Origin of the sequence: Bordetella genomosp. 7 (assembly GCF_002261415.1) — a bacterium.
Lineage (GTDB): Bacteria > Pseudomonadota > Gammaproteobacteria > Burkholderiales > Burkholderiaceae_B > Bordetella_A.
On sequence record NZ_NEVI01000017.1, the window covers coordinates 89843 to 116202 of the forward strand.

The 26360-nt window shown below is 65.6% G+C and carries 25 protein-coding genes and 3 tRNA genes; 8 read left to right on the top strand and 20 right to left on the bottom strand.

Annotation, left to right across the window (positions count from 1 at the left end):
• Positions 1 to 104 precede the first annotated feature (104 nt).
• Both CAL18_RS12020 and CAL18_RS12025 read left to right on the top strand, forming a co-directional pair.
• The gene (locus CAL18_RS12020; RefSeq protein ID WP_051423815.1) at positions 105 to 815 is read left to right on the top strand and encodes a GntR family transcriptional regulator; all 711 of its coding nucleotides are present in this window, start codon (positions 105 to 107) and stop codon (positions 813 to 815) included.
• Between the two features lie 16 nt (positions 816 to 831).
• Complete coding sequence (locus CAL18_RS12025) at positions 832 to 1296, top strand: OsmC family protein (protein WP_094796908.1); 465 nt, start codon at positions 832 to 834, stop codon at positions 1294 to 1296.
• 60 nt (positions 1297 to 1356) lie between these two features.
• Here the strand turns inward: CAL18_RS12025 and CAL18_RS12030 are convergent.
• Positions 1357 to 1433: transfer RNA gene (locus tag CAL18_RS12030), tRNA-Arg, on the bottom strand.
• Positions 1434 to 1465: 32 nt separating this feature from the next.
• The gene (locus CAL18_RS12035) at positions 1466 to 2740 is read right to left on the bottom strand and encodes an MFS transporter (RefSeq protein ID WP_094817924.1); all 1275 of its coding nucleotides are present in this window, start codon (positions 2738 to 2740) and stop codon (positions 1466 to 1468) included.
• Between the two features lie 153 nt (positions 2741 to 2893).
• Between CAL18_RS12035 and CAL18_RS12040 the strand changes: the two genes are divergently transcribed.
• Both CAL18_RS12040 and CAL18_RS12045 read left to right on the top strand, forming a co-directional pair.
• Positions 2894 to 3724 (top strand): AraC family transcriptional regulator, encoded by an 831-nt coding sequence (locus tag CAL18_RS12040; protein ID WP_094817925.1) that lies wholly within the window; start codon positions 2894 to 2896, stop codon positions 3722 to 3724.
• 67 nt (positions 3725 to 3791) lie between these two features.
• Positions 3792 to 4748 (top strand): NAD(P)H-dependent flavin oxidoreductase, encoded by a 957-nt coding sequence (locus CAL18_RS12045; RefSeq protein WP_094818111.1) that lies wholly within the window; start codon positions 3792 to 3794, stop codon positions 4746 to 4748.
• Between the two features lie 10 nt (positions 4749 to 4758).
• On the opposite strand, the gene CAL18_RS12050 is transcribed toward CAL18_RS12045, so the two are convergent.
• The 7 genes from CAL18_RS12050 to CAL18_RS12080 form a co-directional block, all read right to left on the bottom strand.
• Entirely contained in the window at positions 4759 to 5727 is a 969-nt protein-coding gene (locus CAL18_RS12050; protein ID WP_094817926.1) for a Bug family tripartite tricarboxylate transporter substrate binding protein, read from the bottom strand.
• Positions 5728 to 5779: 52 nt separating this feature from the next.
• Complete coding sequence (locus CAL18_RS12055) at positions 5780 to 6976, bottom strand: CaiB/BaiF CoA transferase family protein (RefSeq protein WP_094817927.1); 1197 nt, start codon at positions 6974 to 6976, stop codon at positions 5780 to 5782.
• The gene (locus CAL18_RS12060) at positions 6973 to 7707 is read right to left on the bottom strand and encodes an enoyl-CoA hydratase/isomerase family protein (RefSeq protein ID WP_094796910.1); all 735 of its coding nucleotides are present in this window, start codon (positions 7705 to 7707) and stop codon (positions 6973 to 6975) included. The genes CAL18_RS12055 and CAL18_RS12060 overlap by 4 nt, the downstream gene beginning before the upstream one ends.
• 87 nt (positions 7708 to 7794) lie before the next feature.
• A complete protein-coding gene (locus tag CAL18_RS12065; protein ID WP_051423805.1) occupies positions 7795 to 8328 on the bottom strand; it encodes a MarR family winged helix-turn-helix transcriptional regulator in 534 nt (177 codons plus the stop codon).
• Positions 8329 to 8426: 98 nt separating this feature from the next.
• On the bottom strand, positions 8427 to 9359 hold the full coding sequence (locus CAL18_RS12070) for a hydroxymethylglutaryl-CoA lyase (protein ID WP_094817928.1): 933 nt from the start codon (positions 9357 to 9359) through the stop codon (positions 8427 to 8429).
• Positions 9356 to 10981 carry an AMP-binding protein gene (locus CAL18_RS12075; RefSeq protein ID WP_170940337.1) on the bottom strand — a complete coding sequence of 542 codons (1626 nt, stop codon included), beginning with the start codon at positions 10979 to 10981 and terminating at the stop codon, positions 9356 to 9358. Before CAL18_RS12075 ends, CAL18_RS12070 begins: the two co-directional genes overlap by 4 nt.
• Positions 10971 to 11747 (bottom strand): enoyl-CoA hydratase/isomerase family protein, encoded by a 777-nt coding sequence (locus CAL18_RS12080; protein ID WP_026640161.1) that lies wholly within the window; start codon positions 11745 to 11747, stop codon positions 10971 to 10973. Before CAL18_RS12080 ends, CAL18_RS12075 begins: the two co-directional genes overlap by 11 nt.
• A gap of 219 nt (positions 11748 to 11966) precedes the next feature.
• Here CAL18_RS12080 and CAL18_RS12085 point away from each other — a divergent pair, with 219 nt between their 5' ends.
• Both CAL18_RS12085 and CAL18_RS12090 read left to right on the top strand, forming a co-directional pair.
• Positions 11967 to 12356 (top strand): DUF6152 family protein, encoded by a 390-nt coding sequence (locus CAL18_RS12085; RefSeq protein ID WP_094817929.1) that lies wholly within the window; start codon positions 11967 to 11969, stop codon positions 12354 to 12356.
• A complete protein-coding gene (locus CAL18_RS12090; RefSeq protein WP_094817930.1) occupies positions 12357 to 12821 on the top strand; it encodes a DUF2214 domain-containing protein in 465 nt (154 codons plus the stop codon).
• Positions 12822 to 12833: 12 nt separating this feature from the next.
• On the opposite strand, the gene CAL18_RS19710 is transcribed toward CAL18_RS12090, so the two are convergent.
• The 5 genes from CAL18_RS19710 to CAL18_RS12115 form a co-directional block, all read right to left on the bottom strand.
• Positions 12834 to 12998 carry a hypothetical protein gene (locus CAL18_RS19710; RefSeq protein WP_155807736.1) on the bottom strand — a complete coding sequence of 55 codons (165 nt, stop codon included), beginning with the start codon at positions 12996 to 12998 and terminating at the stop codon, positions 12834 to 12836.
• Between the two features lie 75 nt (positions 12999 to 13073).
• On the bottom strand, positions 13074 to 13631 hold the full coding sequence (locus CAL18_RS12100) for an MmgE/PrpD family protein (protein ID WP_094817931.1): 558 nt from the start codon (positions 13629 to 13631) through the stop codon (positions 13074 to 13076).
• A 52-nt stretch (positions 13632 to 13683) separates the two neighbouring features.
• Positions 13684 to 13760, bottom strand: a tRNA-Arg gene (locus CAL18_RS12105).
• A 78-nt stretch (positions 13761 to 13838) separates the two neighbouring features.
• On the bottom strand, positions 13839 to 16460 hold the full coding sequence (gene ligD / locus CAL18_RS12110) for a DNA ligase D (RefSeq protein ID WP_094817932.1): 2622 nt from the start codon (positions 16458 to 16460) through the stop codon (positions 13839 to 13841).
• A 3-nt stretch (positions 16461 to 16463) separates the two neighbouring features.
• Entirely contained in the window at positions 16464 to 17423 is a 960-nt protein-coding gene (locus tag CAL18_RS12115) for a Ku protein (RefSeq protein ID WP_094817933.1), read from the bottom strand.
• A gap of 317 nt (positions 17424 to 17740) precedes the next feature.
• Here CAL18_RS12115 and CAL18_RS12120 point away from each other — a divergent pair, with 317 nt between their 5' ends.
• Positions 17741 to 19366: a PAS domain-containing sensor histidine kinase gene (locus tag CAL18_RS12120; protein ID WP_094817934.1), complete on the top strand. Its 1626-nt coding sequence runs from the start codon at positions 17741 to 17743 to the stop codon at positions 19364 to 19366.
• A gap of 277 nt (positions 19367 to 19643) precedes the next feature.
• Here the strand turns inward: CAL18_RS12120 and CAL18_RS12125 are convergent.
• The 6 genes from CAL18_RS12125 to cysS all read right to left on the bottom strand — a co-directional run bounded on the left by CAL18_RS12125 (position 19644) and on the right by cysS (position 25390).
• Positions 19644 to 19736: transfer RNA gene (locus tag CAL18_RS12125), tRNA-Ser, on the bottom strand.
• A gap of 71 nt (positions 19737 to 19807) precedes the next feature.
• Positions 19808 to 21073: an aspartate kinase gene (locus CAL18_RS12130; protein ID WP_026640154.1), complete on the bottom strand. Its 1266-nt coding sequence runs from the start codon at positions 21071 to 21073 to the stop codon at positions 19808 to 19810.
• Between the two features lie 85 nt (positions 21074 to 21158).
• Positions 21159 to 22145 (bottom strand): tRNA lysidine(34) synthetase TilS, encoded by a 987-nt coding sequence (gene tilS / locus CAL18_RS12135; RefSeq protein WP_026640153.1) that lies wholly within the window; start codon positions 22143 to 22145, stop codon positions 21159 to 21161.
• A 129-nt stretch (positions 22146 to 22274) separates the two neighbouring features.
• Complete coding sequence (locus CAL18_RS12140; RefSeq protein WP_026640152.1) at positions 22275 to 23240, bottom strand: acetyl-CoA carboxylase carboxyltransferase subunit alpha; 966 nt, start codon at positions 23238 to 23240, stop codon at positions 22275 to 22277.
• 33 nt (positions 23241 to 23273) lie between these two features.
• The gene (locus CAL18_RS12145; RefSeq protein WP_026640151.1) at positions 23274 to 23915 is read right to left on the bottom strand and encodes a DNA-3-methyladenine glycosylase family protein; all 642 of its coding nucleotides are present in this window, start codon (positions 23913 to 23915) and stop codon (positions 23274 to 23276) included.
• A gap of 14 nt (positions 23916 to 23929) precedes the next feature.
• Entirely contained in the window at positions 23930 to 25390 is a 1461-nt protein-coding gene (gene cysS / locus CAL18_RS12150) for a cysteine--tRNA ligase (RefSeq protein ID WP_026640150.1), read from the bottom strand.
• A 231-nt stretch (positions 25391 to 25621) separates the two neighbouring features.
• Here cysS and CAL18_RS12155 point away from each other — a divergent pair, with 231 nt between their 5' ends.
• On the top strand, positions 25622 to 26311 hold the full coding sequence (locus CAL18_RS12155; RefSeq protein ID WP_349290276.1) for a tetratricopeptide repeat protein: 690 nt from the start codon (positions 25622 to 25624) through the stop codon (positions 26309 to 26311).
• The last annotated feature ends 49 nt before the right edge of the window (positions 26312 to 26360 follow it).

Below are 26360 nucleotides of genomic sequence, written 5' to 3' on the forward strand. Positions count from 1 at the left end.
CTGCCCTTTCGCCCGGTTTGGCGCCGTGCACGCCCGCCTGGATATAATACAGTCCGGTATACACATTATCGGACGAGACAATGACCCAGGCAGGCAAGCATGCCTTGACCGCTTCCGCCGACGAGGCGGCAGCGGCACCGCGAAAACGCACGTCGCTGAGCTCTTCTGCCATCTATGAGCGCATCAAGAACATGGCAGCCACCTACGAGTTCAAGCCGGGCGAGCGCATCAACGAAATCGAGCTGTCCAAGCAGCTCGAGGTCAGCCGCACCCCTTTGCGCGAAGTACTGAATCAGCTCATGGTCGAAGGCTTCCTCGAGCGCACCGCGAACAAGGGCTTCACCAGCCGCCCGCTGGACGCCAAGCAAGTGTTCGACCTGTACGAATACCGGCTGGGCATCGAAACCGCCATTGCGCGCCTGGCTTGCAGACGCGCGACCGACGCCGAGATCGAGGCACTGGCCGCCGCGACACAGCGCGACACCTCGATGCCCGACGATGCCGATTCGGCCCAGCTGCTGGCGCTGGACGAAGACTTTCACATGGGCCTGGCCCGCCTGACGCACAACGAGGAGTACGTGCGCGCGCTGGCCAACATCAACGCGCGCATCCAGTATGTGCGGTGGATCGACATGCGCAACGGCAGGCGGCCCTATACGCAGGCCGAGCACGTCGGCATCATCGAGGCCTTGCGTGCGCGCGACGAAGCGGCGCTGGTCAACCTGCTCGAATCGCACATCGGACGCCGTCAGGACCAGATCACCGAAGTCATCAAGCTGGGCTATTCCGAAATCTACACGCGCAACCGCGCCTGAACCCTCCACAGGGCCCATGATGGAAATCGAAGCGACTATTTCGTGGAAACGCCAGCCGCACGAAGCGTTCTCGGACCAGCGGTACAGCCGCGCCCACACGTGGCGCTTTGACGGCGGTGCGCAAGTCGCGGCATCGTCGTCGCCGCACATCGTGCCGCTGCCCTATTCCGAACCCGCCTTCGTGGATCCGGAGGAAGCCTATGTGGCCTCGCTGTCGAGCTGCCACATGCTGGTGTTCCTGGCCATAGCGGCCAGGCAAGGCTATGTGATCGACGGCTACGACGACCGCGCCACGGGCGTCATGGAAAAAAACGAACAGGGCCGCCTGTACGTCAGCCGCGTCACCCTGCGCCCGCGCGTGCTTTATCGCGGTGCGGCGCCCGATGCCGCCACCGACCATGCGCTGCACCACCAGGCCCACGAACAATGTTTCATTGCCAACTCGGTACGTACCGTTGTTGAAACGGTGCTGCAACACTGACGGCGCAGCCGCCGCTGGCGCAAAGAAAAAGGGCCTCGCAATGGAGACCCTTTTTTGAATTGGCGCGCCCGGCAGGATTCGAACCCACGACCCCTTGGTTCGTAGCCAAGTACTCTATCCAACTGAGCTACGGGCGCTGGTAAAGAGGCGAAATTATAACGGAATCAGTTTATTTGTCCAGCGGAGTATCGGCGCGCCCTAATTGCGGCCCTAACGGCACACGGACGGCGCGGGGCGCCTTGCGTTCGATATCGGGCAGTAGAAAGGCCACCAGGCCCAGCAGGGGCAGGTACGCACACACCTCGTAGACGAACGCAATGTCGGTCATGTCGGCCAGCTTGCCCAGCGCGGCCGCCCCCAGTCCGCCCATGCCGAACGCAAAGCCGAAGAACAGGCCCGCGATCATGCCGACGTTGTTCGGCACCAGCTCCTGGGCATACACCACAATGGCCGAAAATGCCGAGGCCAGCACCACGCCGATGATCACCACCAGTACGCCGGTCCAGAACAAATTGGCGTGCGGCAACATCAGCGTGAACGGCGCAACGCCCAGTATGGACACCCAGATCACGATCTTGCGGCCGATGCGGTCGCCCACCGGCCCCCCAGCCACCGTGCCGAACGCCACCGCGGCCAGGAACAGGAACAAATACAGCTGCGCCGAGCGCACCGAAAGATCGAATTTGTCGATCAGGTAAAAGGTGAAATAGCTGTTCAGGCTGGCCAGGTAAAAATACTTGGAGAAAATCAGCACCCCCAGTATGGCCAGCGCGAACATGACCTTGCGGCGACCCGGCGCATCGACGCCGCCGGCCGCGCGGGCCTTGGGCTTGAGCAGCGCACGGTTGGCGCCATACCAGCGGCCGATGCCGATCAGCACAATCATCCCGAACAGCGCCGCCAGCGAAAACCAGGCCACGCTGGCCTGCCCGTGGGGAATGATGACCAGCGCCGCCAGCAACGGCCCCAGGGCGGACCCGACATTGCCGCCGACCTGGAACAGCGACTGCGCCAGCCCGTGCCGGCCGCCCGATGCCATGCGCGCCACGCGCGAAGATTCGGGGTGGAACACCGACGAGCCCGTGCCCACCAGCGCGGCGGCGACGAGCAGGTAAGGCAGCGACGGCGCATAAGCGAGCAACAACAGGCCCACCAGCGTGAAACCCATGCCCACCGGCAGCGAGTACGTCGTCGGCCGTTTATCGGTATAAAGGCCGACGCAGGGTTGCAACAGCGAAGCGGCCAGCTGGTAGGTCAAGGTGATCAGGCCGATCTGCGCAAAGCTGAGATCGAACGACTCTTTCAGCATGGGATAGATGGCCAACAGGATCGACTGGATCATGTCGTTCATCATGTGCGCCACGCTGATGGCGCCCAGTACCTTGAAGGCTGTGGCGGGCGGCGCGGTAGCCGGCGCGGGGCCGGTGGAGGACGAGGCAGTCATGGTGTCGCAGGTCTGGAAACTACACTGGAATCAGCAATACGCACGCATGCCTGGCGCGCGCTGTTTCAGTGTATAAAGCCCTGGACTCGCCGAAGTGCCAAACTTCGTCGCTTAAATGACATAACAAGCGCCATTCCTGTCGCCCCGCCTCTCATGCCCCGTTACTCTCCTGCGCCCGCCGACGCTCTGCGCAGCCGCCGGGCCGACGATTACCAGCACGGGCCCAGGCCGGTTACCGCCATGGCCAAGGACTTCCTGCCCAGCGCCCACACCGGCCCGCACAGCCACCCGCGCGGCCAGCTCGTGTATGCGATTGAAGGCATGATGCGGGTCAGCACGCCCGACGGCTTCTGGACCTTGCCGCCTCTCAGGGCCCTGTGGGTGCCCCCGGGCGCGACGCATGCAATCCAGATGGTAGGCACGGTGCGGATGCGCACGCTGTACGTGCATGCCGACGCCGCGGCCGTACTGTGGGACCGCTGCCAGGTCATCGAAGTCCCGGGCCTGCTGCGCGAACTGATCCTGGCGCTGGCAGCCGAGCCGGTGGAATACGCCATGGATGGCCGCGGCGGGCAGATCGCCGCCTTGCTGCTGACGGAACTGCGCCGGGCGCCCGTGATCCCGATGCGCATACCCTGGCCCGGCGACCGGCGCCTGCAGACGGTTTGCCGCGCCATTCTCGAGCAGCCGGGCACCGTGCGCACCATTGATGACTGGGGCGATGAAGTGGGCGCCAGCGGCCGCACGTTGATACGCCTGTTCCAGGCCGAGCTCGGGCTGAACTATCGCCAGTGGGTGCAGCAGGTGCGGCTTGCCGAAGCCTTGCGCCGCCTGTCGCTGGGCCACTCCGTGGCACGCATCGCCGCCGAACTCGGCTACCGCAGCCCCAGCGCGTTCACGGCGATGTTTCGGCGCGCCCTCGGTGCGCCTCCCCAGGACTATCTGCGCGACAGCCAGCGGCGCGCACATGGCCGCACCATTTAGTTGATTAAATCAACGATATCGGCAAGAATAGGGCAACTCGATGTCCCGCGACAGGATTGCCCACACCATGCTCCAGACCCGCCTGACCCGCCTGCTCGGCCTGCGCTACCCCATCATCCAGGGAGGCATGAGCTGGGCGTCGTCCAACGCCGCGCTGCCCCTCGCGGTATCGCGCGCCGGAGGCCTGGGCACCATTGCGGCTGGCCCCATGTACCCTGAAGACTTGCTCGTTGCCATTCGCGCCGTGCGCGCAGGCACCGACGCGCCATTCGCGGTCAACATCCCGCTGTACAACAAGCGGGCGCAGGAACACCTGGACATCGCCATCTCCGAACGCGTCCCGGTAATCATCGGCTCGCAAGGGGGGCCGCAAAAGCACCTGTCGCGCGCGCGCGATGCCGGCATCAAGTGGCTGCAGGTCGTGGCCAGCCCGGCACATGCCCGGAAGGCGCAGGCAGCCGGCGTGGATGCCGTCATCGCCGTGGGCCTGGAAGCGGGCGGGCATCCCGGCCCCGACGAGGTGGGCACGCTGGTGCTGGCCCGCGCCGTGGCCCGCGCCGTGGATATCCCATACGCCGTCGCGGGAGGCATTGCCGATGGCGCCGGCCTGGCGGCCGCGCTGTGCCTGGGGGCCGATGGCGCCCAGCTGGGCACCCGCTTTCTGCTCACTCACGAGTCCAACCTGCATCCGGCGTACAAACAGGCGGCGCTCTCGGCCGGCGTCGCCGACACGACCCTGGTGGGTCGCGGCCGATCGCCGGTACGCATGCTGCGCAACGTGTTCGCCCAGGAATATGCGGCGCTCGAGCGCGCCGGCGCCTCGGATGCCGAACTGGACGCCTTGTTCGGCACACGATCCCTGAAGCAATCGGCCAAAGACGGCGATGTGGATCATGGCAAGGTAGAGGCCGGCCAGAGCGTAGGACTCATCGATACCCTGCGCCCGGCTGGCGACGTCGTTGCCGACCTGGCCAGCGAGGCGTTGCAGGCGCTGGCGCGGGTCGTCGAACCCGCCCGCGCCTAGGCCTGCGGTGCTATTGCTTTACCAGCCCTGCGCCCTGCACCAGATCGGTCAGCACCCGCTGGTCTTCCAGTACGAACTCGGTCGCTTCATCCGGCGTCATGCTCCACAGCTCGACGCCTTGCGATGCCATCTGATCGCGATATTTCGCGTTCTGGTTCACCGCATTGACGGCATCATTCAACCGCTGAATCACCGCATCCGGCGTGCCGGCAGGCGCGGCCAGGCTATACCACGAGGCCGACTCGGCCGATTCGATGCCGGCTTGCGCCATGGTCGGCACGTCGGGCAACAGGGGTGAGCGCTCGCGGGCCGCATAAGCCAGCGGTATCAGGCGATCATCTTTAATGAAAGGCAGGCTGGCGGCCAGATTCAGTACCGCCGCGTCCACCTGTCCGCCCACCAGGTCGTTGATGGCCGGCGCGGCGCCCTTGTACGGGATATGCACCAGGTCGATGCCGGCCCGCTTGCGGAACAGTTCCGCGCCAAGGTGCGGCGAGCTGCCCGGCCCGGCCGAGCCGTAGTTCAGTTGCCCCGGCTTCTCGCGAGCCAATGCGATCAGTTCCTGCACGGACTTGACCTGCAGCTTGGGATGCACGACCAGCATGTTCGGCTGATTGCCGACAATGCCGATGAAACGAAAGTCTTTCACGCCGTCATATTGCGTGCGCTGCATTAGCGGCGTCACGATATGCGCGGCCGCGGTTCCCAACAGCAGTGTGTAGCCATCCGGCTGGGCGCGCGCCACGATCTGCGACCCTATTGATGCCCCGCCCCCGCCCTTGTTCTCTACCACCACGGGCTGGCCCAGCTGGGTTTCCAGTTCGCGCGCGAGCGCGCGCCCCAGCGTATCCGCGGGCCCGCCGGCAGCGTAGGGGTTGACCAGCGTAATGGGTTTGGACGGGTAAGCATCCGCGCCCACGGCCGTCCCGCATGTGGCGGTGAGCGCGGCAACGGCAATGAATTTTCCTAGTGCATGCATTTCATGTCTCCTGGTTGATGTTATTGGCTGGCTTACGGCGTATCGCAAGCGTTCATATGGCGCCTTGCTCGCGCAAGGCAGCTATGTCACGGTCATCCAGACCCAGGCGTTGCCTGAGCACGTGGTCGGTGTGTTCGCCCAGCAGCGGGGGCCGGCCCGTCTCGGGGTGCTCGTAACCGTCGAACTTGAAGGGCACGGGCACCGCGCCGAAACGTCCCAGCTGGGGGTGCTCGTACCCGGCGACCATGCCGCGCGCCCGCACATGCTCATTGGCGAAGATTTCGTCTACAGACAGAATTGGCCCGGCCGGCACGCCCGCGGCATCGCAGCGCGCGCAGAGCGCATCGCGGTCGATTTTCCGGATGGCCTCGGCCAGCCCGGCCATGACCTCCTCGCGCCGCGCCACGCGGTTGGCGTTGCGAGCCAGTTCCGGATCGTCGCGCCATGCGACCAGCCCCAGCAGTTCACACAATGGCTTCCAATGCTGGTCGCTGCCCGTGATCTGTACCCACTTCCCGTCGCGGCATTCAAAGGCTGCCGACGGCACCCGGCCCGGATGCTCGGTGCCCATGCGCGCAGGCACCTCTCCCAGTGCGAAAAAGCGCGCCGCCGCGAGCGACAGCAGGCCGACCTGGCCATCGAGCATCGAGAAATCCACATGACATCCCGGGCCGCCACGTTCGCGCCCCAGCAGGGTGGCCAGGATGCCGATGGCCACCCACAGGCCCGACGTCAGGTCGGCCACCGGCAGCCCGGGCTTGACGGGTCCGCCGCCTCGTTCGCCCGTCAGGCTCATGATGCCGCCCATTGCCTGGAACACGGTGTCATATCCCTTGCGCGGCGCATACGGGCCGGTCTGCCCGAACCCCGTGCAGGAACAGTAGATCAGGCCGGGGTTATCGGGTGCGATGTGTTCGCGGTCCAGCCCATACTTCTGCAATGTGCCCACCGGGAAGTTCTCGACGACGACGTCCGCCTGCGCCGCCAGTCTGCGAATCAGCGCCTGCCCCTCCGGGTGGCGGAAGTTCACCGTAATCGACTGCTTGCTGCGGTTGAAGGCCAGGTAGTAAGCCGATTCGCTGCCCCCGGGCCCCTGCACGCGCGGCTCGAAACTGCGCGTTTCGTCGCCCGCGCCCGGCTGCTCTACCTTGATCACCGTGGCGCCCAGCTCGGCCAATATCATCGAGGCGAACGGGCAGGCGAGCACGCGCGAAAGATCCAGGATGGTGACGCCGTCCAGCGGTTTCATTGGCCACCTCCGCCCCCGAAGCTGCGCATGATGGTGTTCGCGTCGCGGCCCACCGCCAGCGCCTCGGCCAGCCCCAGGTCCGCCGCCCGGTGAAACGAACGCTTCGTCAGCTTCATGGCGGCCGGGTCCCAGGCCGCCATGCGGCGCGCCAGTTCGAGCGCCGTGTCACGCACCTGGCCGGCCGGCACCACGCGGTTGGCCAGGCCCAACGCCAGCGCGCGCGCGCCGTCGATAGGCTCGGCCAGGGCGACCAGTTCGAACGCCTGCTTGCGGCCGACCTGCCGAACCAGGTTCGCCATGACCACTGCGGCGACAATGCCATGGCGCAGTTCGGGATAACCAAAACGCATGTCGTCGGCCGCCACGGTCATGTCGCACGCCAGCGCCAGCCCTGCCCCGCCCCCAAGCGCATTGCCGTGCACCGCGGAAACAACCGGTTTGCCCATCAGCGAAAACACCTGGTGAAGCTCGGTCGTCAGCTCGGCGCGCCGCGATACCGCATCGGCATGCTGCGCCGTCAGTCCTGCGAACTCCCTGGTGTCGGCGCCGGCGCAGAATGAACGTCCATTGCCCGCCAGCACCACCGCGCGCACAGTGCTGTCGCGGTCGGCCGCGCGCAGGGCATCCAGCAAGGCCTGCGTCAGCGCGGTATTCAGCGCGTTGTGCTTATCCGGGCGATTCATGCAAAGAATGCGCACGGCATCCTGGTTCTCGATCTGCAGTTCGGTCATCCGATCCTCGTCATGGCATTGCGATTGGCAAATTAATTGCAAAAATCAACTATATGGACGCGCCGCCGGGCAGGCGGGCGCGTCAGTTCAGCGGGGTCCGGCGCTTCGACCCCGTCGGGCCGGGATCTCGCTTTTCAATTCATGAAACATCTCGAGCGCCCGTCCCGTCAGCTTGTCCAGCGCCCGCTCGAGCGCTTCGCGCTCGGCCGGGCTCAGTACTTCGAGCAAGGCTTCGTTTCGCTGCACCGCCGCGGGAAACATCTCCTGGTACAGGCGCCGGCCGGCAGCGGTCAGGTCCAGGCTGATGCCCCGTCCGTCCTGCGCATCGGCGCTGCGGCGGATCAGCTTCTTGTCGATCAGTTCCGACACTGTGCGGCTGGCCTGGCTTTTGTCGATATTCGACTCGCGCGCCAGGGCATTCAACGACATGGGCGCCTCGGCGCCCAGCAACGCCACAATGCGCCATTCGCGCGGACCCACCTGATAGCGGCTCTGGTTCAGCCCCGCGGCAATGCGGCTCGACACATACGCCAGCCGGTTCAGGCGATACGAAAACAGGTCTTTCAGGCCGCTTGGGGCGGCGCGCGGCGCCACGGTCTTGGCGGCGGTACGAGTGGCCATAGTCGAAGGTTTCCAGGCTTGGGGCGCACACGCCGGGCGGCCGTGTGCCAACGCGCACATCATATACAAAGGATGCAGCCCTGCCGGACGGGCCGTCATCATGGGCGCAGCGCCAATGGATTGAGCCCGCTGGCCGCCACGCGGCTGTGCAGCTCGCGCCCCAGCGCCTGCTGGCAGAGCCGGGACACTTCCAGCAACTGCTGCAGGTCCAGGCCGGTGCGCACGCCCATGGATTCGAACAGGCTCACCAGGTCTTCCGTAGCCACGTTGCCGGTATGCCCGCCGCCGTATTTCACTTTGTCGGGATGCCCGCCGACGCCGCCGAAAGCGCTGTCGAAATAGCGCACGCCGGCTTCCAGGGCCGCGACGTAATTCACCAGGCCGGTGCCGCGCGTATCGTGGAAATGCGCCACCAGCGCCAGTTGGGGGCATTCGCGCAGCAACACGCGGAACAGGCCCTGCACCGCCTGCGGCGCAGCCATGCCTGTGGTGTCGCCCAGCGTCACCGCGTCGACGCCAAGTTCGGCAAAGCGGCGCGCGTCGTCAACCACCGTGGCCTCGTCGACCCGGCCCTCGAAGGGGCAGCCGAACGCCACCGAAATCGTGCCCACCATGCGAAAACGTCCGTGAGCACGCTCTGCCATGCCGGCCACATTGCGCCATTGCTCCTCGCGAGTGCGCTTCAGATTGCGCTGTGAATGCGATTCGCTGGCCGACACCAGCAGGCTGATCTCGTTGGCGCCGTGCCCCGCGTCAAGGTCGGCCAGGGCACGCTCGACCGCCCGCACATTGGCGCAAGTGGCCTTGTACCAGACGCCTTCGCGCCGGGGCAGCGTGGCCAGCAACTCGCTGGCGTCGGCAAATTGCGGAACGACGGCGGGATTCGAGTACGAAGTCGCCTCGATGCGCTCGAATCCCAGCGCGGCAAAACGCTGGATCAGGTCCGCCTTGACGGAAGTATCAATAAAGCGCGCCTCGTGCTGCAAGCCATCGCGCGCATAGCATTCGCAAAGGATCACGTCGCGCGTCATGCCGGCTGCTCCAGCCCGAAACGCTGCAAGGCATATTCGCGCAGCTTGGTTTTCTGCACTTTGGAACTACCCGTCATGCCGATATGCTCGAAGCTGTCGACCACATCCAGATAGCGCGGCACCTTGAAGTTGGCGCAACGCGCCTTGCACCAGTCGACCAGTTCGTCGGGCGTGGCCATACGGCCAGGCTTGAGCAGCACAAACGCAGCGGGCACTTCGCCCAGACGCGCATCGGGCACCCCCACGACCTGGGCCAGCTGCACGGCCGCGTGCGTGTGCAGCACTTCTTCGATCTCCAGGGGCGCCACGTTCTCGCCACCCACCCTGAACATGTCTTTCAGGCGGCCCACCATGCGCAGCCGTCCTTCGCTGTCCATTTCGCCCAGGTCTCCGGTGCTGAGCCAGCCGTCGGCGCTCAACGCGCGCGCCGTGGCTTCGGGCATGTTGTAGTAGCCCTTCATGACGCTCCATCCCCTGGCCTGGATTTCGCCGCGTTGTCCCGCGGGCAAGCGGGCTCGCGTGGCTGGATCGACAATGCGCACCTCCATGCCGGGATGCGGAAACGCCCAGCCCATGGCGCGCAGCGAGAAATCGTCGTCGTACGAAGACATGGTTACATTGGGCGAGGCCTCCGACTGGCCATAGGCATTGCAGATCGACGGCACGCCCATTACGTCGCGGATCTTCTGCATGACCTCGGGCCCGGCCGCTGCCCAGCCGCCGCGCAGGTGCAGGCGCCGGGCGTCGAAGTCCGGGTGGCCCATCAGCATCAGGAAGATCGTGTCATTGCCCGAGGTGAGCGTACAGCGTTCCTCGTCCAGCATGCGCAATGCCTGGCCCACGTCGAAGCGCGGCAGCGTCAGCAGGCAGCAGCCCGTGACCAGGCTGACCAGGATGGACAAGGTGGTGCCCGCCACGTGGAAATACGGCCGTATGCTGAAGTAGCGATCTTCGGGCTCGACCCCCATGCGCCTGGATGCCGCCCACGCGTTGGTCAGCATGTTGGCGTGCGTCAACATCACGCCCTTGGGAAACGACGTCGTGCCCGATGTGTATTGAATAAGAAGTACATCGTCGGGCTGCACGCTCGCACACGCCGCATCCAGTTCGGCCTGTGGCACAGCCTGTCCCTGCTCGATGAACGCCGCGTAGCCGACGGCGCCGGCCGGAGGCTGCGATCCCACGACCACGAGCTGGCGCAGCACGGGCAGCGACTGCCCCGGCAGGCCGGTGTCGATGGCAGGCTCCACCTGCCGGAGCAGCTCCAGGAAATCAATGCCCAGGAACTCATCGGCCGTGATCAACAGGCTGATATCCGCCTGCTTCAGGCAAAAACTCAACTCGCTGCTTTTGAAGCGCGTATTGACCGGCACCGCCACCGCCCCCAGGCTGGCGCAACCATAGAACACCTGCACCCACAGCGCGCTGTTGCCCAGCAAGATGCCCACGTGGTCGCCACGGCGCACGCCCATGGCATGCAGTGCTGCGGCAACGCGGCGCGCCTCGCGCGCCATGTCGGCCCAGGTCTGACGTCCGTCGGGCGCCACGAAAGCCTCGGCCTGCCCGCGCTGCAAGGCGGTTTCGGCCAATTGCTCGGGCAAGGTCGTCGGCTCAACCAGCATCGGTCACCCCCGCCGATTTTGCGCCAAACCCCGCCAGCGCGCCCTTCCAGTCGGTGCCGCGCAGGTTTTCTTCGATCGCCAGGAGCTCTACCGCCATGGCGCCCTCGCGCGTGGTGGCCAGCCCCTGGTCGACGCTGCGCTTGGTCAGCCGTACCGTCAGCGGCGTGGCGCGCGCGATGTGCGCAGCCATTTCGGCGGCCTGGGCCGCCAGTTCGTCGGGCGGGTATACGTGATTCACCAGCCCGATCTCGCGTGCTTCCCGGGCGTCGAACTTGCGCCCGGTGAACAGCAACTCTTTGGCCATCCGCGCCCCCACTGCCCGGGGCAGCCGTTGCGTCGCGCCTATTGTTCCCCACCCCACCTCGGGATAGCAGAACCGCGTGCCCTGCGCCGCCAGGATGAAATCGCAGGCGCCGGCGATCTCGCAACCCGAGCCGAACGCCGCGCCATGCACCACCGCGATGGCCGGCTGGGGCAGGCGTTCTATAGCCGCATAAGCCGCAAAGCCGGCCACGCGTCGCGCCGTCATGTCCTGATCCGTCATGGTGCGCCGTTCTTTCAGGTCGGCGCCGGCGCAGAACACCGGCCCCGCCCCGCGTATCACGACCACATGCACCTGCTCGTCAGCGGCCAGCGCGGTACACGCGGCTACGAGTTCCCGGCACATGCGCAGGCTCAATGCGTTGCGGTTCTCGGGGCGGTTAAGCGTCAACGTCGCCACATGCCCGGCGACGTCCAGCGCCACAGTTTCATAGGCAGCACTCATTCAGGCTCCTGCTGGTTGCGTAAAGGCATGCGGCAACTATACGGCAATTAGTTGATTAAATCCACTATATTCGCGGCATGCCGCAACCCCCGCCCACACCGGGATTCCGCAACGCGCAAGGCGCTATGCGCGGCGCGGGCACGACGCTATAGTATTCAGGCCCGCAGCCGCCTGCCGGCGGCGCGCGCAGCCCCGACTGTTTGCACAATGGAGTCATCCATGGCGAATAAAACCTGTGTCCCGACGCTGGCCGCGCTGGCGTGCGCGGCGGCGCTCGCATCTTCGGCGTGGGCGCACCACGGCTGGTCCTGGGCCGATGCCGAGCCCATCCAACTGCAAGGCACCGTCCGGCAGGTGCAGATCGCGCCGCCCCACCCCTGGCTGGACGTAAAAGCCGCCGACGGGGTATGGCGAGTGGAACTGGGCAATCCGTCGCAGACCCGCCGAACCGGATTCGTCGAAGGTTCCGCCAAGCCCGGCGACACCGTCTCCGCCACCGGCAACCGTGCGCAAGACCACAACGAAAAACGCATGAAGGCCATACAGATCACGGTAGAGGGCAAAACCTACGACATCTACCCCGAACGCATCAAATCGTCGGGACAGTAGATGCTGGAATGGCTGGCCGCCCTGCCGCCTGCCGCAATGCTGCGTCGCTGGGATACCGCCTACCTGCTGGTCAACGCCGCGCACATTGCGGCCATTGGCCTGCTGTTCGGCAGCATCGCCGCGCTGGACCTGCGCCTGCTGGGGCTCATGCGGCAGATGTCGCAGGCGGATGCGGCGGCGTCCCTGCCCCGGCTGGCCGCCGCGGGAGCGCTGCTGGCGGTAGCCACCGGCCTGCTGTTGTTCGCCGTGCAACCGCGAGAATATGTGGCCAACCCGGCGTTTCTGGTCAAGGTGGCAATCGTGGCCGCGGGCATCGCCAACGCCCTCTGGCTGCGACACAGCACCCATTGGGCCAGGCTGCTGGCGGGCGGCCCCGTCACATTGCGGGTACGCACCCAGGCGGCCGTATCGCTGGGCCTGTGGCTGGCCGCCATCGTGGCGGGCCGGTGGATAGGTTTCGTCTAGGGGCCGACCGCCCTAGCCTTCCTGGTCGATGTAGCCTGCCCAGCCCCGCCCGCCGTAGCGCAGTCGGGGCCTCGCCGGTTCGGCACGAGCCGGCGCCGTGGCTGCCTGCGCGTCGCTCTGGCCGGCGGCACGCCCGCCCAGGCCGCCCGACCGCCTGGCCTTGAACCGATGGAACATTTCGTAGCTCGGTTCTTCCGCGTCGGGGTCGTGAAGCCCGAACAGACCGCTCAGGCACGCTGCGCACATCGCCCGCTACCAGAGTCGTGCCAGCTCGCCGATGTCGACCAGCCGCTCCAGCTGGAAAATCATCGAGCCGATCTGGCCGGCCGTGTCGGGCCGCACCCGGCTGGCGCAGTGACGGAACTTGGCAAGCAACTGTTCGTCGGTCATGCGCGTTTCGGGAGTGGCGGGCGACCCCTGCCTGTAATGCCGCTGCGCTTGGAGCACCTGTCCGCGCGCCCGCACTTCGACCTTGCCGATGCGCGCCTGCGGGTCCACGGCCAGGGCCGCTTCGAACCCGGTATGCGGCAGCACCGTCACCTTGCGCATGAACGCCAGCAGAGTGTCGTTGCGCATGGTGCCGTCATCGTGCCAGGCCGGGCCGCTGGGCACGCCATGCGCCACCATCGACACCGCGTACGGCACGTTCATCGCTGCAATAGCGCCGGCATCGATATCGATATCGTCGGCCCGGCGGGCATGAAAGCCGCCATGCCCGGCCAGTTCGACAAGTACCGCGAACTGGTGAGCCTGGCCGGCATCAAGCCACAGTAAATGGCCGCATGAAGGCCGCCCGGGCGCGGCCGGCACAAAGTGGCCGGCACAAAGAAAAAGGGCCTCGCAATCGAGACCCTTTTTGAATTGGCGCGCCCGGCAGGATTCGAACCCACGACCCCTTGGTTCGTAGCCAAGTACTCTATCCAACTGAGCTACGGGCGCTGTAAAGACGGCGACTATAACACCCTTTTTGGTTGTTCCGCAAGCTTGGCGTTGACAATTAAGGGCCCGGCCGCGCCGCTAGCGCGGCTCGAACCCCAGGGCTTTCATGGCCCGGCCCAGGGCCTGGGGCCGGTACGCTGCCCAGGGCTCATTACCCACATCCAGGCGTTGGTGCACATTGTCAACCGTCCAGTGGTCGCTGCGGTCCAGGCCTGGCAGCTCGTCCCAGGCCAGCGGCACAGAAATGCCCATGCCGGGCCGCGCGCGCGCCGACCACGCGGCCACCGTCGTGGCGCCGAAGCCGTTGCGCAGGTAGTCGGCAAAGATCTTGCCGACGCGGTTCTTGGGGCCGCTCTTGGCCACGAACAACTGGGGCTCTGTCTTGGCCAGGTGCTGCACCACCGCCTGCGAAAAGTCTTTCACCACGTCCCAGCCGTACTGCTTGCGCAAGGGCACGACCACGTGCAGGCCCTTGCCGCCGCTGGTCTTCAGCCATGACTCCAGGCCCAGTTCGTCCAGCAGCACCCGCACCAGCTCGGCTGCTTGCCGCACCGAGGCCCACTTCACGCCCTCGCCGGGGTCCAGGTCAAACAGCATGCGGTCCGGCCTGTCGATGGCCGACTTGACGGCGTTCCAGGTATGGAACTCCACCACATTCATCTGCGCGCTGGACATGATGCCCTCGGGCGTCGCCACTTCGGCCAGCGGCGGATGCTTGGGGTAAAGCTCGCGCGGCAGCGCCTTCACGCCCGGCATGGTGTCGAAATCGGGATGCTTCTGGAAGAACAATTCGCCTTGCACGCCCGAGGGTGCCCGCACGAACGACACGGGCCGGTGGCGCAGGTGGTCCAGCAGCAGCGGCGCCACCAGGCCGTAATACCGCGCAAGGTCCAGCTTGGTCAGGCCCGACGTTGTGTCGATGACGCGTTCGGGATGGGTCAGCCTGGACAGGCGCGCGGCGTCTTTGCGGCCGGCGGGCTTGTCCGCACTGCCGACGGCGGCCCGGCCCTTGCGACCCGCCGCCCCTTCCCCGCGGCGCCCGCTTTCCGACCGCGCAGCGGATTCGACGGCGCGCGCGGAAACGGGCCGCTCGCGTTCGATGGACTTGGCCGGCTTGTCGGCGCGCAAACCGCGGAAGGTCGCCTGGCGTACGTGGCCAGAGGCGGTCCATTCGGCAAATGACACCTCGGCGATCAGCTCCGGCTTGACCCAATGCGCGCCGCGCGCCGCCTTGGCGCCGGCCGCAAGCGCGCTCTTGTCCGTCTTCAGCTCATTCAACCGCCGCGCCAGCGATTCGAGCCCGCGCGTATCGAAACCCGTGCCCACTTTGCCGGCATAGCGCAGTTCGCCATTCTTGTCGTGCACCGCCAGCAATAGCGCGCCAAAACCGGCGCGCGAGCCCTGCGGCGACGTATATCCCACTATTACGAACTCCTGCCGCTGCGCGCACTTCAGCTTGACCCAGCTGTCGCTGCGCCGGGATACATACGCGGCGTCGCGTCGCTTGCCGATAATGCCTTCCAGCCCCATCTTGCAGGCAGACGCCACGAGCTGGCCGGGCGCGGCGTCCAGCGTCTCGCTGAACCTGACGGCTTCTTTCAGGACGGCGCCGTTCGCCGCAAGCAACTGGCCCAGCCACGCCCGCCGCGCGTGCAGCGGTTCAGCGCGTATGTCGCGCCCGGCCACATAAGGCATGTCGAACAGGTAGTAGACGATATCCCCCGTACGGTCGCTGTCGAAGGCATTCTGCAGCGCCTGGAAGCTGGGCATGCCATTGTCGGCCAGCACCACGATCTCGCCGTCCAGCCAGGCCGAAGGCACCTTGATACCGGCCAGGGCACGCGCCAGGTGAGGCAGGCGGGCAGTCCAGTCATGGCCGTTGCGGGTGTACAGGCGCGCCTGGCCTTCTTCCAGGCGGGCCAGGATACGATAGCCGTCGTACTTGAGTTCATAGACCCAGTCGCCCGCCGCGGGCGGCCTGTCCACCAGAGTGGCAAGTTGCGGTTTGAGCTCGGCCGGCAGGTCCGCCGGTTTGCCCGGGATGGCGTCATCGCCCTGCCCGCCGTTCGCCGGCGGCTGCCTGGCCGTGCTGGCCGCGGCCCGCGCGACAGGCTTGTTGCGGGCACGGCCGGCAGCCTTCCTGGCCGGCTTGCGCAGCGGAACAATGCTGTCGGGCATTTCGTCCACCACCGAAAACTCGTCTTCGGCGCGCGCATGCTCGTCGCGGTCTTTGATCAACAACCAGGGCGGCTGCTTTTCGGTTTCCCTGCCCTTCAGGCGTATCAAGGCCCAGCGCCCCTGCATTTTGTGCCCGTGCAGGTCGAACTTCAGGTGTCCATCACGCCATCCCTTGCGCGGGTCTCCCACCGGCGCCCATACCCCTTCGTCCCAGATGATGACCTTGCCCGCCCCATACTGCCCCTTGGGAATTTCGCCCTCGAACTGGTTGTAGGCAATGGGATGGTCTTCCACCTGCACGGCCATGCGCTTGACCGACGGGTCGTAGCTGGGCCCCTTGGGTACGGCCCAACTTTTCATCGCACCGCCCAGTTCCAGTCGGAAATCGTAGTGCAGGCGGCTCGCCCAGTGCTTCTGGATCACAAAGGCGCGCGACTGCTCGTTGGCCCTGCCGCCTTCGGCGGGCTCCGGCGTCACCTTGAAATCGCGTTTGTCACGATACCGCTTGAGCGTATCGGCCATGGCTTACGCCGCCTTGCGGGCGCTGCCCGACTTGCCGGACCGGGCGCCCGATTTCTTGGCCGCGCGCTTGGCGGGCGCGGCTTTCTTCGCCGTCTTGGCGGCGGTCTTGGCGGCGGACTTGGCGGCGGTCTTGGCGGCCTTCTTGCGCGCGCCGCCCGTGGCCTTTTTTCCGCCCTTCAGGCTGCGTTGCAGCAACTCGGTCAGGTCGATGACATTGTCGGCATAGGCTGGCTTGTCTTCCTGGGGCGTGATCACGGTTTCCGTCTTCCCCGCGCGGGCCTTGGCCTCTACCAGCTGCATGACGGTCTCGCGGAACTCATCGCGGAACTCTTCAGGGTCCCACGGGCCCGACATATCTTCCACCAGCATCTTGGCCATCTTCAGTTCGCTCGCGCTGGGCGACATGTTCTTTGCGCCGACCGCCGGCAGGTCCAGCCCTTTCATGGACTTGACCTCTTCGCCCCACCGCATCAGGTTCAGCACCAGCGCATCCCCGGAAGGGATGAGCGCGGCCAGGTGCTGCTTGGTCTGTATCACCACCTTCGCAATGCCGATCTTGCCCGTCTTGGCCAGCGTATCGCGCAATAGCGCATACACCTTGTGGCCGCGGTTGATGGGTTCTACGTAATAAGGACGCTCCAGGTACACAAACGACACGTCGGCCGCGTCGACAAAACGCTGGATCTCGATGGTCTGGGTGGTGCGCGGGTAGGCTTCTGCAATTTCATCCGGCGACAGCACCACATACTCGCCTTCTTGATAGGCCACCCCCTTGACGATGTTCTCGCGGTCGATCTCTTTGCCTGTGCGCTTGTTGATGCGCTTGTAGCCCACCGGGTCCATCGTGCGCTTGTCCAGCCAGTCGAAATCCACGCCCGAATCCGTGGTCGCCGTATGCAGGCCCACCGGTATGTGTACAAGTCCGAACGAAATCGCGCCTTTCCAGATGGTTCTCGTCGCCATGATGCACCTCGTCAGGTCGCCCCAAAGGGGCTCTTCGGGCGGGCGTCGCTGCAAATTGCGTGCCTGACCCGAGCGCTCGGCCCAAACAAGCGTTTGCCGCCAGGGGCGAGCGCCTCTATAGTGGGCCCTTGGCCCGTTACCGCGCACTGCCGCGCGCCCTCGCCTTTGAAGTGTTTCGTAATGTCGATGAGCCATGCGCGAAGGACTCGGCGGCCGTGCGTGGCGAGGCGCCATTTATTTTTTGATTTGTCGCCTAATAATACAAACCTTGTCACTAAAAAGATAAGCAAGTCATTTCACCTCTTGATATTGCGTCCATGCCACCAGAAACGAAATTGAGCACGTCGGGCGCACACCTCAGCAGCTTGACTGAGCTGGACGAGGCCTACCGTTACCAACTCCTGGTCGAAGCGGTAATGGACTATGCCATTTACCTGCTCGACCCCGATGGCTATGTCAGCAGTTGGAACGCCGGGGCCGAGCGCTTCAAGGGCTACCAGGCTCACGAAGTCATAGGCAAGCACTTTTCGTGCTTCTACACCGACGAAGACCGCGCCGCCGGCATTCCGGCCCATGCCCTGGCCACGGCGATCCAGGAAGGGCGCTACGAGTCCGAAGGTTGGCGCGTGCGCAAGGACGGATCGCAATTCTGGACCAGCGTCGTCATCGACCCCATCCGCAACCAGCACGGCAAGCTGCTGGGCTTTGCCAAAATCACGCGCGACATCACCGACCGCAAAAAATCCGAGCAAGAATTACAGGCGGCGCGCGAGGCGCTGCACCACTCACAGAAGCTCGAGGCGCTGGGCCTGCTTACCGGCGGCGTCGCCCACGACTTCAACAACCTGCTGATGGTGATACGCGGCTCGGCAGAGTTGCTGCGCCAACCCGGCCTTACCGAGCGCAAGCGCCAGGGCTATATCGACGCCATCGCTTCCACCGCCGACCGCGCCGCTCATCTGACGCGGCAATTGCTGGCCTATGCGCGCAAGCAGCCGTTGCGCCCCGTCACGTTCGACGTATGCGGCTGCATCGAAAGCATGAAAGAACTGATACATGCCACCAAAGGCTCGGCAGTCGACATGCACTACAAGCTGTCGTCCGAGCCCTGCTATGTTCATGCAGACCGCAACCAGCTGGAAACCTGCATCCTCAACATCCTGATCAACGCCCGCGACGCCATGCCCGACGGCGGGTCGGTGACCATCCAAGCCCAAGAAGTGCAAGCAGTGCCCCGCACGCGGCACCACGCCGAAGTAAACAGCCCGCACGTGGCCATTGCAATCACCGACACGGGCACGGGCATTCCGCCGGAACTTGTCGACCGCGTATTCGAGCCGTTCTACACCACCAAGGAACCCGGTCGCGGCACGGGGCTTGGCCTGAGCCAGGTGCTGGGTTTCGTGATGCAATCGGGCGGCCTGGTCGACCTGCAAAGCGCACCGGGCCAAGGCACGACCTTCACGCTGTACCTGCCCGTGGCCCAACCGCTGGGATACGAAGATCTGTTGAGCCCGAATTCGGACTCGATGGACGCCCTGCTGCGCCCCACTTACCGCGTATTGCTGGTCGAAGACAACGCCGAAGTCAACGAGATCGTCACCAGCCTGCTGCAAGACCTGGGGCAGAAGGTCACCACGGTTGCCAACGGCACCGCGGCGCTGCAAGCCTGCGAAGCGTGCAACGGCGGCTTCGACCTCGTCATCACCGACATCGTCATGCCGGAAATCAATGGCATCGAGCTGGCACAACGCATCAATACCAAGTGGCCCGGCATACGCATCGTGCTGGCCACGGGATACAGCCACATCCTGGCCGAATTCGGCCCCACCGACTTTGAACTATTGCAGAAACCGTATTCGGTCGAAGCGCTGACCAAAGTCGTGGATTCCCTGCGTATTGCGCGCCAGGCCCGGCAAAAGCCGCCAAAGACGCGCGCCTGACGCGCGCCCGTACCCTTGGGGGCCCGCACCGTGCGGGCCTTTTTCTCAGCTATTTTTTTATAGGCGACGCTCAGCGAGCTTGTCATTAGATTGACTCAGCAGAACCGAGTGTTTGGGCGACTCATCAAACAGCACCCTTGGGCACCATGGCCGAACCATGATTTGCAGCGCTCTCGGCAGTGGTGTCGAGACGACTGGAGACGCCTATAAGCGACCTGCCGTTGAGCTCTCGGCAAACAAAAAAGCCCTTGATTTTTCAAGGGCTTTTTTTTGCTTCTGGCGGAGACGGTGGGATTCGAACCCACGATGCAGTTTTTGGCCACATACTCCCTTAGCAGGGGAGCCCCTTCAGCCTCTCGGGCACGTCTCCGAAGAATTTGCGATTCTAGCACGCTTTTGCCGGCCCTCAGCAAGTGCGGGGGCCGCAAACCACGACGTCGATCAGGCTTTTTCTGCCGGCGCCTGGTCCAGGCCAAAGGCCTTGTGCAAGGCGCGCACGGCAAGCTCCATGTACTTGTCGTCGATGACCACCGAGGTCTTGATTTCGCTCGTGCTGATCATCTGGATGTTGATGCCTTCCTGAGACAGGGTCTGGAACATCAGGCTGGCCACGCCTACGTGCGAACGCATGCCGATGCCTACGATGGAGACCTTCGCGACCTTGTCGTCGGTGACGAGTTCGCGAGCCTGCACGGCGGGCACGACCTCGCGCTTGAGCAGCTCGATGGTGCGCTGGAATTCATTGCGATTGACCGTGAACGAGAAGTCGGTGGTGCCGGCCACGGACTGGTTCTGCACGATCATGTCGACGTCGATGTTGGCGGCGGCCACGGGACCCAGGATGGAATAGGCAATACCGGGTTTGTCGGGCACGGCCAGCAAAGTGATCTTTGCTTCGTCGCGGCTGAAGGCGATGCCGGAGACAACGGCGGTTTCCATTTTTTCGTCTTCCTCAAAAGTAATCAGCGTGCCCGAAGTCATTTCGATTTCGAGCGGAATGAGCGGGTCGGTCAGCGACGACAGCACGCGCGTGGGCACGCGGTACTTGCCGGCGAATTCCACCGAACGGATCTGCAGCACCTTGGAGCCCAGCGATGCCATTTCGAGCATTTCTTCGAACGACACCACGTTCATGCGCCGGGCCTCTGGCACGACGCGCGGGTCGGTGGTGTAGACGCCATCGACATCCGTGAAGATGAGGCACTCATGCGCGCTCAGCGCGGCGGCTACCGCCACGGCCGAGGTATCGGAACCGCCGCGCCCCAGCGTAGTGATGTGTCCGTCGGGATCGACGCCCTGGAAGCCCGTGACGATGACGACCTTGCCGGCATCCAGGTCGGCGCGAATGCGGGCATCGTCGATGGAATTGATGCGTGCCTTGGTGTACGACGAATCGGTGCGCACCGGCACCTGCCAGCCGGCGTAGCTGCGGGCAGGCACGCCTTCGGCCTGCAGCGCCAGCGACAACAGCCCGCTGCTGGCCTGTTCGCCGGTGGCGGCGATCATGTCGAGTTCGCGGGGGTCGGGTTGCGAGGAAATTTCGCGGGCCAGGCCCAGCAGGCGATTGGTTTCGCCGGCCATGGCCGAGGGCACCACGACCACCTGGTGGCCGGCGGCGTGCCATTTGGCAACGCGACGGGCCACATTGCGGATGCGCTCGACCGAGCCCATCGAAGTACCGCCATATTTTTGAACGATCAGGGACATCTCGTGCTCTGGCTGGAAACCCGCCCCCAACTGGGCAGGCAAAGATCACGATTTTAACAGGGGCGCGATTTTGCGCAGAGCACGCCTACGGATGCCCCTGGTGCCGCGGCTCGATCCACACCCTGCCGCGGTGGCACCGGACGACATGCCCGGCATGGGCCACGCGCATCTGCCGGTCGTGGCCCAGGCTGTGCAACTGCCGCAACTGGCGCAGCATATCGGCCAGGCGCGCGCCGGTAGGCATCGCGGCCCCGTTCAATGCCAGCCAGTAGCGAAGCGCCTGCGCCTGGCGGGCCGGTGGAAGCTGGCGCCACGGCGCCAGGGCGAAGCTGGTGTTGTCGGCCGATGGCTGCAGCGTGGCCAGATCGGCGCGCGCAACGTCTTCGACAATGGCGGCCGCCTCGGCCATATGGCGCGCATGCTCGGCAAGCCGGGCCTGCCACCCCGGCCAGCGCGCATCGAGCACCGGGCCCAGCAGTTCGCGGACTGCGGCGCGGGTATAGCGCGGGTCGGCATTGGTGGGGTCGTGCACGGGGTGCCAGCCATGCCGCCCGGCGAACGCCTGGGCCGCACGCAGGATCTCGGCGCGATCCTGATCCAGCCAGGGCCGCAGATAGGTCTGGCCGTCGCGCTGTATGGCGGGCGCCATGGCCGCCATGCCTTGCAGGCCGGCGCCGCGCAGCAGGCGCAGCAATACGGTTTCTGCCTGGTCGCGCTGGTGGTGAGCCAGCAGGATATGCGTCACGCCATGCGCCTGGGCCAACTCGGCGAGCGCGGCGTATCGGGCATTGCGCGCGGCAGCCTCGATGCCCAGGCCGCTGTTGCCATCTACCTGCACGTGCGCCACGTGCACCGGCAGCTGCAGGATACGGCCCAGTTCGCGGACATTGCCCGTCCATTCGTCCGCGGCGGCCTGCAGGCCGTGGTGCACATGGAAGATCTGCAATGCAATGCCACGCTCGAGGGCCAGCGGCGCGGCGTGGGCGGCCAGCATGGCCGAATCGGCGCCGCCGCTGACGGCCGCCGCCACCCTTGCCTCACTGCCCTGCAGGGGTTGCAGGGCCGAGGCCAGCGCGCGGGCAAGCGGCACTGACGGAAAGACGGGGGCAGCCGCCCGCGTGTCGGTCGGGCCGGCCGTGCCGAGCGGTTCGCCGGGTTTCATCATGGAAACGACCCCTGCGGGCCCGGCCCAGGCGCCGGGCTATCCGCGGACTTCCTGGAACTTGCCGTATGACAGCAGGCGCTGCATACGCTGCTCGATGAGCTGATCGGGCGTCATGCCGCGGAACTGGCGCAACGCATCGCCCAGGGCGCGACGCAGCAGGCGCGCCATGACGCGCGGGTCGCGATGCGCGCCGCCCACCGGCTCGTTGACCACGCGGTCGATCAGGCCCAGGTCTTTCAGGCGCGGCGCGGTAATGGCCAGGGCCTCGGCCGCGTCGGAGGCTTTGTCGGCGCTGCGCCACAGGATGGACGCGCAGCCTTCTGGCGAAATGACCGAATACGTGGCGTACTGCAGCATCAGTACGGCGTTGCCCACGGCGATGGCCAGCGCGCCGCCCGAGCCGCCTTCGCCGATGATGGTGGCGATGATGGGCACCTTGAGTTCCGCCATGGCGTACAGGTTGTGGCCGATGGCCTCGGACTGGCCGCGCTCTTCGGCGCCCACGCCCGGGTAGGCGCCGGGGGTGTCGACGAACGTGAACACCGGCAGGTTGAATTTTTCGGCCAGCCGCATCAGCCGCAGGGCTTTGCGATAGCCCTCGGGGCGCGGCATGCCGAAGTTGCGCGCGGCCCGCTCTTTGGTGTCGCGCCCTTTCTGGTGCCCGATCACCATGCAAGCCGCGCCGTTGAACCGCGCCAGCCCGCCCACGATGGACTGGTCGTCGGCGTACATGCGGTCGCCGTGCAATTCGTGGAAGTCGGTGAAGATTTCCCGGACGTAGTCCAGCGTATAGGGCCGCTGCGGATGGCGTGCCACCAGCGCGGTTTGCCAGGGTGTCAGCTTGCCGTAGATTTCCTTGGCCAACGTCTGGCTTTTCTGCTGCAGGCGGCCGATTTCGTCGGAAATATCCACCGCGGAATCAGCCTGTACATAGCGCAGCTGCTCGATCTTGTTTTCAAGCTCGGCCAGCGGTTGTTCGAATTCAAGGAATGTATTGCGCATGAAGTAAGGTTCCGTTATTGGGCGCCCGGCGTATCAGTTGGCAACCGGCTTGGTTTCCAGACTGCGCCACAAATACCAGGTCGCCACGGTACGCCAGGGCTGCCACGCGGACGAGACCTCGCGGGCCTCGAAGCGCGAGACAGGTTCTCCGCTGAAGTAGTGTAGCGAGATTGCCTTGAGCAATCCCAGATCGTCCAGCGGCAGGACGTCCGGCCGCTGCAGATTGAAAATGAGGAACATCTCGGCCGTCCAGCGGCCGATGCCGCGAATGGACACCAGTTCCGAGATGACACTCTCGTCGTCCATGGCCGCCCATTTTTCTGGATGCACGCGGCGTTCGCTGAAATGGACGGCAAGATCTTGCAGGTACTCGGACTTGCGCTGCGACAGGCCAGCCTGCCGCAGATCCGCAGTTTGCAGGCCCAGCACGCCGGCGGGCGTGGGACGCTTGCCCACGGTGTCGAGCAAACGCTGCCACAGCGCGTCGGCTGCCTTGGTGGAGATCTGCTGCCCCACAATGGCGCGCGCCAGCGTGATAAACGGCGTGCCCCGCGAAGTCAGCCAGGCTTCGGCATGCTGCGGGATCAGCTTTTTCAGGATGCGGTCGCGGCGCATGAGATGGGCGACCGCTTCTTCCCAATACGGCGGCTTGGCGGCGATGTCGGCGGCGGGCATGTCGGCGGTCTTCCTCAGGCGCGCCGCCACTGCGTGTGGCCGCCGGGCTTGTCGTCGAGTTCGATGCCCGCCTCGCGCAAGGTGGCGCGGATGCGGTCGGCCTCGGCGTAGTCGCGCGCCTGCTTGGCAGCGGCGCGCGCAGCGACCAGGGCGTCGATCTGGGCGTTGTCGAGCCGGGCCGCGGGCGCCTCGGCCTGTGCCAGCCCGGCTGCCGAATAGCGCGTGGGGCTTTGCAGGTACTGGGCGGGATCTTGCTGCAACAGCCCCAGCACCGCTCCCAATGCCTTGAGCTGGCCGGCGCTGCGCGCGCTGCCCGTGCGGTTGGCATCGGAAGCCAGCTCGAAGAGCGCCGCCATGGCCCCCGACGTATTGAAATCGTCGTCCATGGCCGCCTTGAACGCCTGGGCGTGAGGCTCGTGCCAATCGACGCCCTGGTCATCGGGCGCCACGTTGGACAGCGCCTGGTACAGGCGGTCGATGGCGTTCTGCGCGTCGACGAGGTTGTCGGGCGTGTAATTCTGCGGGCTGCGGTAGTGATTGCGCACGATGAAAAAGCGCAGCATCTCGGCTTCGCGCGGGTTGACCGTGTAGTCGGCCTGGCCGTCGGGCGCCTCGCCCTGCGCGATGGTCTGGCGGATGGTGCGGAAATTGCCCAGCGACTTGGACATCTTGTCGGCGTCGACCATCAGGGGGCCGCAGTGCATCCAGATGTTGGCCAGCATGCCTCCGAACGCGCCTTCGGTCTGGGCGATTTCGTTTTCGTGGTGCGGAAACTTCAGGTCCGGGCCGCCCCCATGGATGTCCAGGGGCAAGCCCAGCAGCGCGTGGCTCATGGCCGAACACTCGATGTGCCAGCCGGGGCGTCCCAGCCCGTAGGGCGACTGCCATTTGGTGTCTTCGGGCTCGTCGGGCTTGGCCGCCTTCCAGAGCACGAAGTCCAGCGGGTCGCGCTTGGCCGAGGCCACCGCCACGCGCTCGCCGGCGCGCAGGTCGTCGAGCGCCTTGCCCGAGAGCTTGCCGTAGCCTTCGAAGCCGCGCACGGCATAGTTGACGTCGCCGTCGTCGGCACGATAGGCCAGGCCTTTTTCTTCCAGGCGGCGGATGATGTCGAGCATCTGCCCGACATACTGGGTGGCGCGCGGTTCGCGGTCGGGCGGCTGCACACCCAGGGCGCGCTCGTCAGCATGCATGGCGGCGATATAGTATTCGGTAACCTCGCCGATGCGGCGCCCGGTTTCCACGGCCCGCCGGATGATCTTGTCGTCGATGTCGGTGATGTTGCGCACATAGTCGACGGCCAGTCCGCTCGCGCGCAGCCAGCGCTGCACCACGTCGAAGGCCACCAGCATGCGCGCATGCCCCAGGTGACAGTAGTCGTACACGGTCATGCCGCAAACGTACATGCGCACCTGGCCGGGCCGGGCCGGCTTGAATGGTTCTTTAGTACGCGACAACGTATTGTAGATATGCAGCATGACGCTTAGGCTGGCCTCGAGATGTTGCGGTGCGTGCCCCATGGGGCGTCCGCGCCGGCGCGCCTGGCGCCGGCTAAATGCGGCATGGACCAAGCCAGGCCGCTCCGTGCCCTGGCGCTTCGGTTCTAGTGAAGCCAGAACGCAACCGGGGCTAAAATGGCGGTCGTCAAGTATAGCAAGCGGCCTCGACGCGCGCCGGGTGCGCCGGGCCGATTTTTAACGGATGCCCTCGTGACCATCAATCGCCTTTACCGCAACACCCTGTTGGCCGTGGCGCTTGCCGCCTTTTCGGGCGGCGCTGCATGGGGCCAGGCAATGGGCGGCGGAGACGCGCTGCCCAACGCGAGCGGCACCGGGCTCACCAAACTCGATCCGCCGCCCCCCGAACGCGGCTGGAAGGCGCTGGCCAACCTGCTCGAGGCGCTCAAGCCGAACGTGGACACTCGGCTGGACCCGACGCCTTCGCAAATCACCAGCCATATCGAGCGCCTGCTCAACCAGGGCCGCAACGAAGAAGCGCTGCAGATGATCGAAAAGCGCGAGGCCGAGATCGCGGGCCAGCGCGGCACCGATGTGCAGCTTATGTTCCAGCATGCGCGCGCCCTGGCGGCGCTGGGCCGCACCGACGAGGCCATCGCCATGTACACCGAGATGACCGCGCGGTTTCCCGAGCTGCCCGAGCCCTGGAACAATCTTGCCGCGCTGTACGCCAGGCAAGGCGATCTCGACCAGGCCCACGACGCCTTGCAGATGGCGTTGCGCGCCAACCCCGATTACCCCGATGCGCGCGCCAACATGGGCGACATCCAGCTGATGATGGCCTTGCGCACTTATCGCAATGCCGCAAAACAGGGCGTGCCCGGCATGGATGCCAAGGCACGTGAAATCGAAAACCTGCTGAAGGAAAGCCAACAACGATGATTTCGCGCTACCCTCATCTACGTATGCTGCGCCTGCTGGCGTGCACCTT

Bases quoted from the DNA above. Each gene is read 5' to 3' on its own strand.
- ligD (WP_094817932.1), bottom strand. From the start codon at position 16,460: ATGGCCGATACGCTCAAGCGGTATCGTGACAAACGCGATTTCAAGGTG.
- CAL18_RS12115 (WP_094817933.1), bottom strand. From the start codon at position 17,423: ATGGCGACGAGAACCATCTGGAAAGGCGCGATTTCGTTCGGACTTGTA.
- CAL18_RS12120 (WP_094817934.1), top strand. From the start codon at position 17,741: ATGCCACCAGAAACGAAATTGAGCACGTCGGGCGCACACCTCAGCAGC.
- CAL18_RS12035 (WP_094817924.1), bottom strand. From the start codon at position 2,740: ATGACTGCCTCGTCCTCCACCGGCCCCGCGCCGGCTACCGCGCCGCCC.
- CAL18_RS12085 (WP_094817929.1), top strand. From the start codon at position 11,967: ATGGCGAATAAAACCTGTGTCCCGACGCTGGCCGCGCTGGCGTGCGCG.
- cysS (WP_026640150.1), bottom strand. From the start codon at position 25,390: ATGCTGCATATCTACAATACGTTGTCGCGTACTAAAGAACCATTCAAG.
- CAL18_RS12065 (WP_051423805.1), bottom strand. From the start codon at position 8,328: ATGGCCACTCGTACCGCCGCCAAGACCGTGGCGCCGCGCGCCGCCCCA.
- CAL18_RS12080 (WP_026640161.1), bottom strand. From the start codon at position 11,747: ATGAGTGCTGCCTATGAAACTGTGGCGCTGGACGTCGCCGGGCATGTG.
- CAL18_RS12060 (WP_094796910.1), bottom strand. From the start codon at position 7,707: ATGACCGAACTGCAGATCGAGAACCAGGATGCCGTGCGCATTCTTTGC.
- CAL18_RS12040 (WP_094817925.1), top strand. From the start codon at position 2,894: ATGCCCCGTTACTCTCCTGCGCCCGCCGACGCTCTGCGCAGCCGCCGG.
- CAL18_RS12045 (WP_094818111.1), top strand. From the start codon at position 3,792: ATGCTCCAGACCCGCCTGACCCGCCTGCTCGGCCTGCGCTACCCCATC.
- CAL18_RS12025 (WP_094796908.1), top strand. From the start codon at position 832: ATGATGGAAATCGAAGCGACTATTTCGTGGAAACGCCAGCCGCACGAA.
- CAL18_RS12075 (WP_170940337.1), bottom strand. From the start codon at position 10,981: ATGCTGGTTGAGCCGACGACCTTGCCCGAGCAATTGGCCGAAACCGCC.
- CAL18_RS19710 (WP_155807736.1), bottom strand. From the start codon at position 12,998: ATGTTCCATCGGTTCAAGGCCAGGCGGTCGGGCGGCCTGGGCGGGCGT.
- CAL18_RS12070 (WP_094817928.1), bottom strand. From the start codon at position 9,359: ATGACGCGCGACGTGATCCTTTGCGAATGCTATGCGCGCGATGGCTTG.
- CAL18_RS12090 (WP_094817930.1), top strand. From the start codon at position 12,357: ATGCTGGAATGGCTGGCCGCCCTGCCGCCTGCCGCAATGCTGCGTCGC.
- CAL18_RS12050 (WP_094817926.1), bottom strand. From the start codon at position 5,727: ATGCATGCACTAGGAAAATTCATTGCCGTTGCCGCGCTCACCGCCACA.
- CAL18_RS12140 (WP_026640152.1), bottom strand. From the start codon at position 23,240: ATGCGCAATACATTCCTTGAATTCGAACAACCGCTGGCCGAGCTTGAA.
- CAL18_RS12145 (WP_026640151.1), bottom strand. From the start codon at position 23,915: ATGCCCGCCGCCGACATCGCCGCCAAGCCGCCGTATTGGGAAGAAGCG.
- CAL18_RS12055 (WP_094817927.1), bottom strand. From the start codon at position 6,976: ATGAAACCGCTGGACGGCGTCACCATCCTGGATCTTTCGCGCGTGCTC.
- CAL18_RS12130 (WP_026640154.1), bottom strand. From the start codon at position 21,073: ATGTCCCTGATCGTTCAAAAATATGGCGGTACTTCGATGGGCTCGGTC.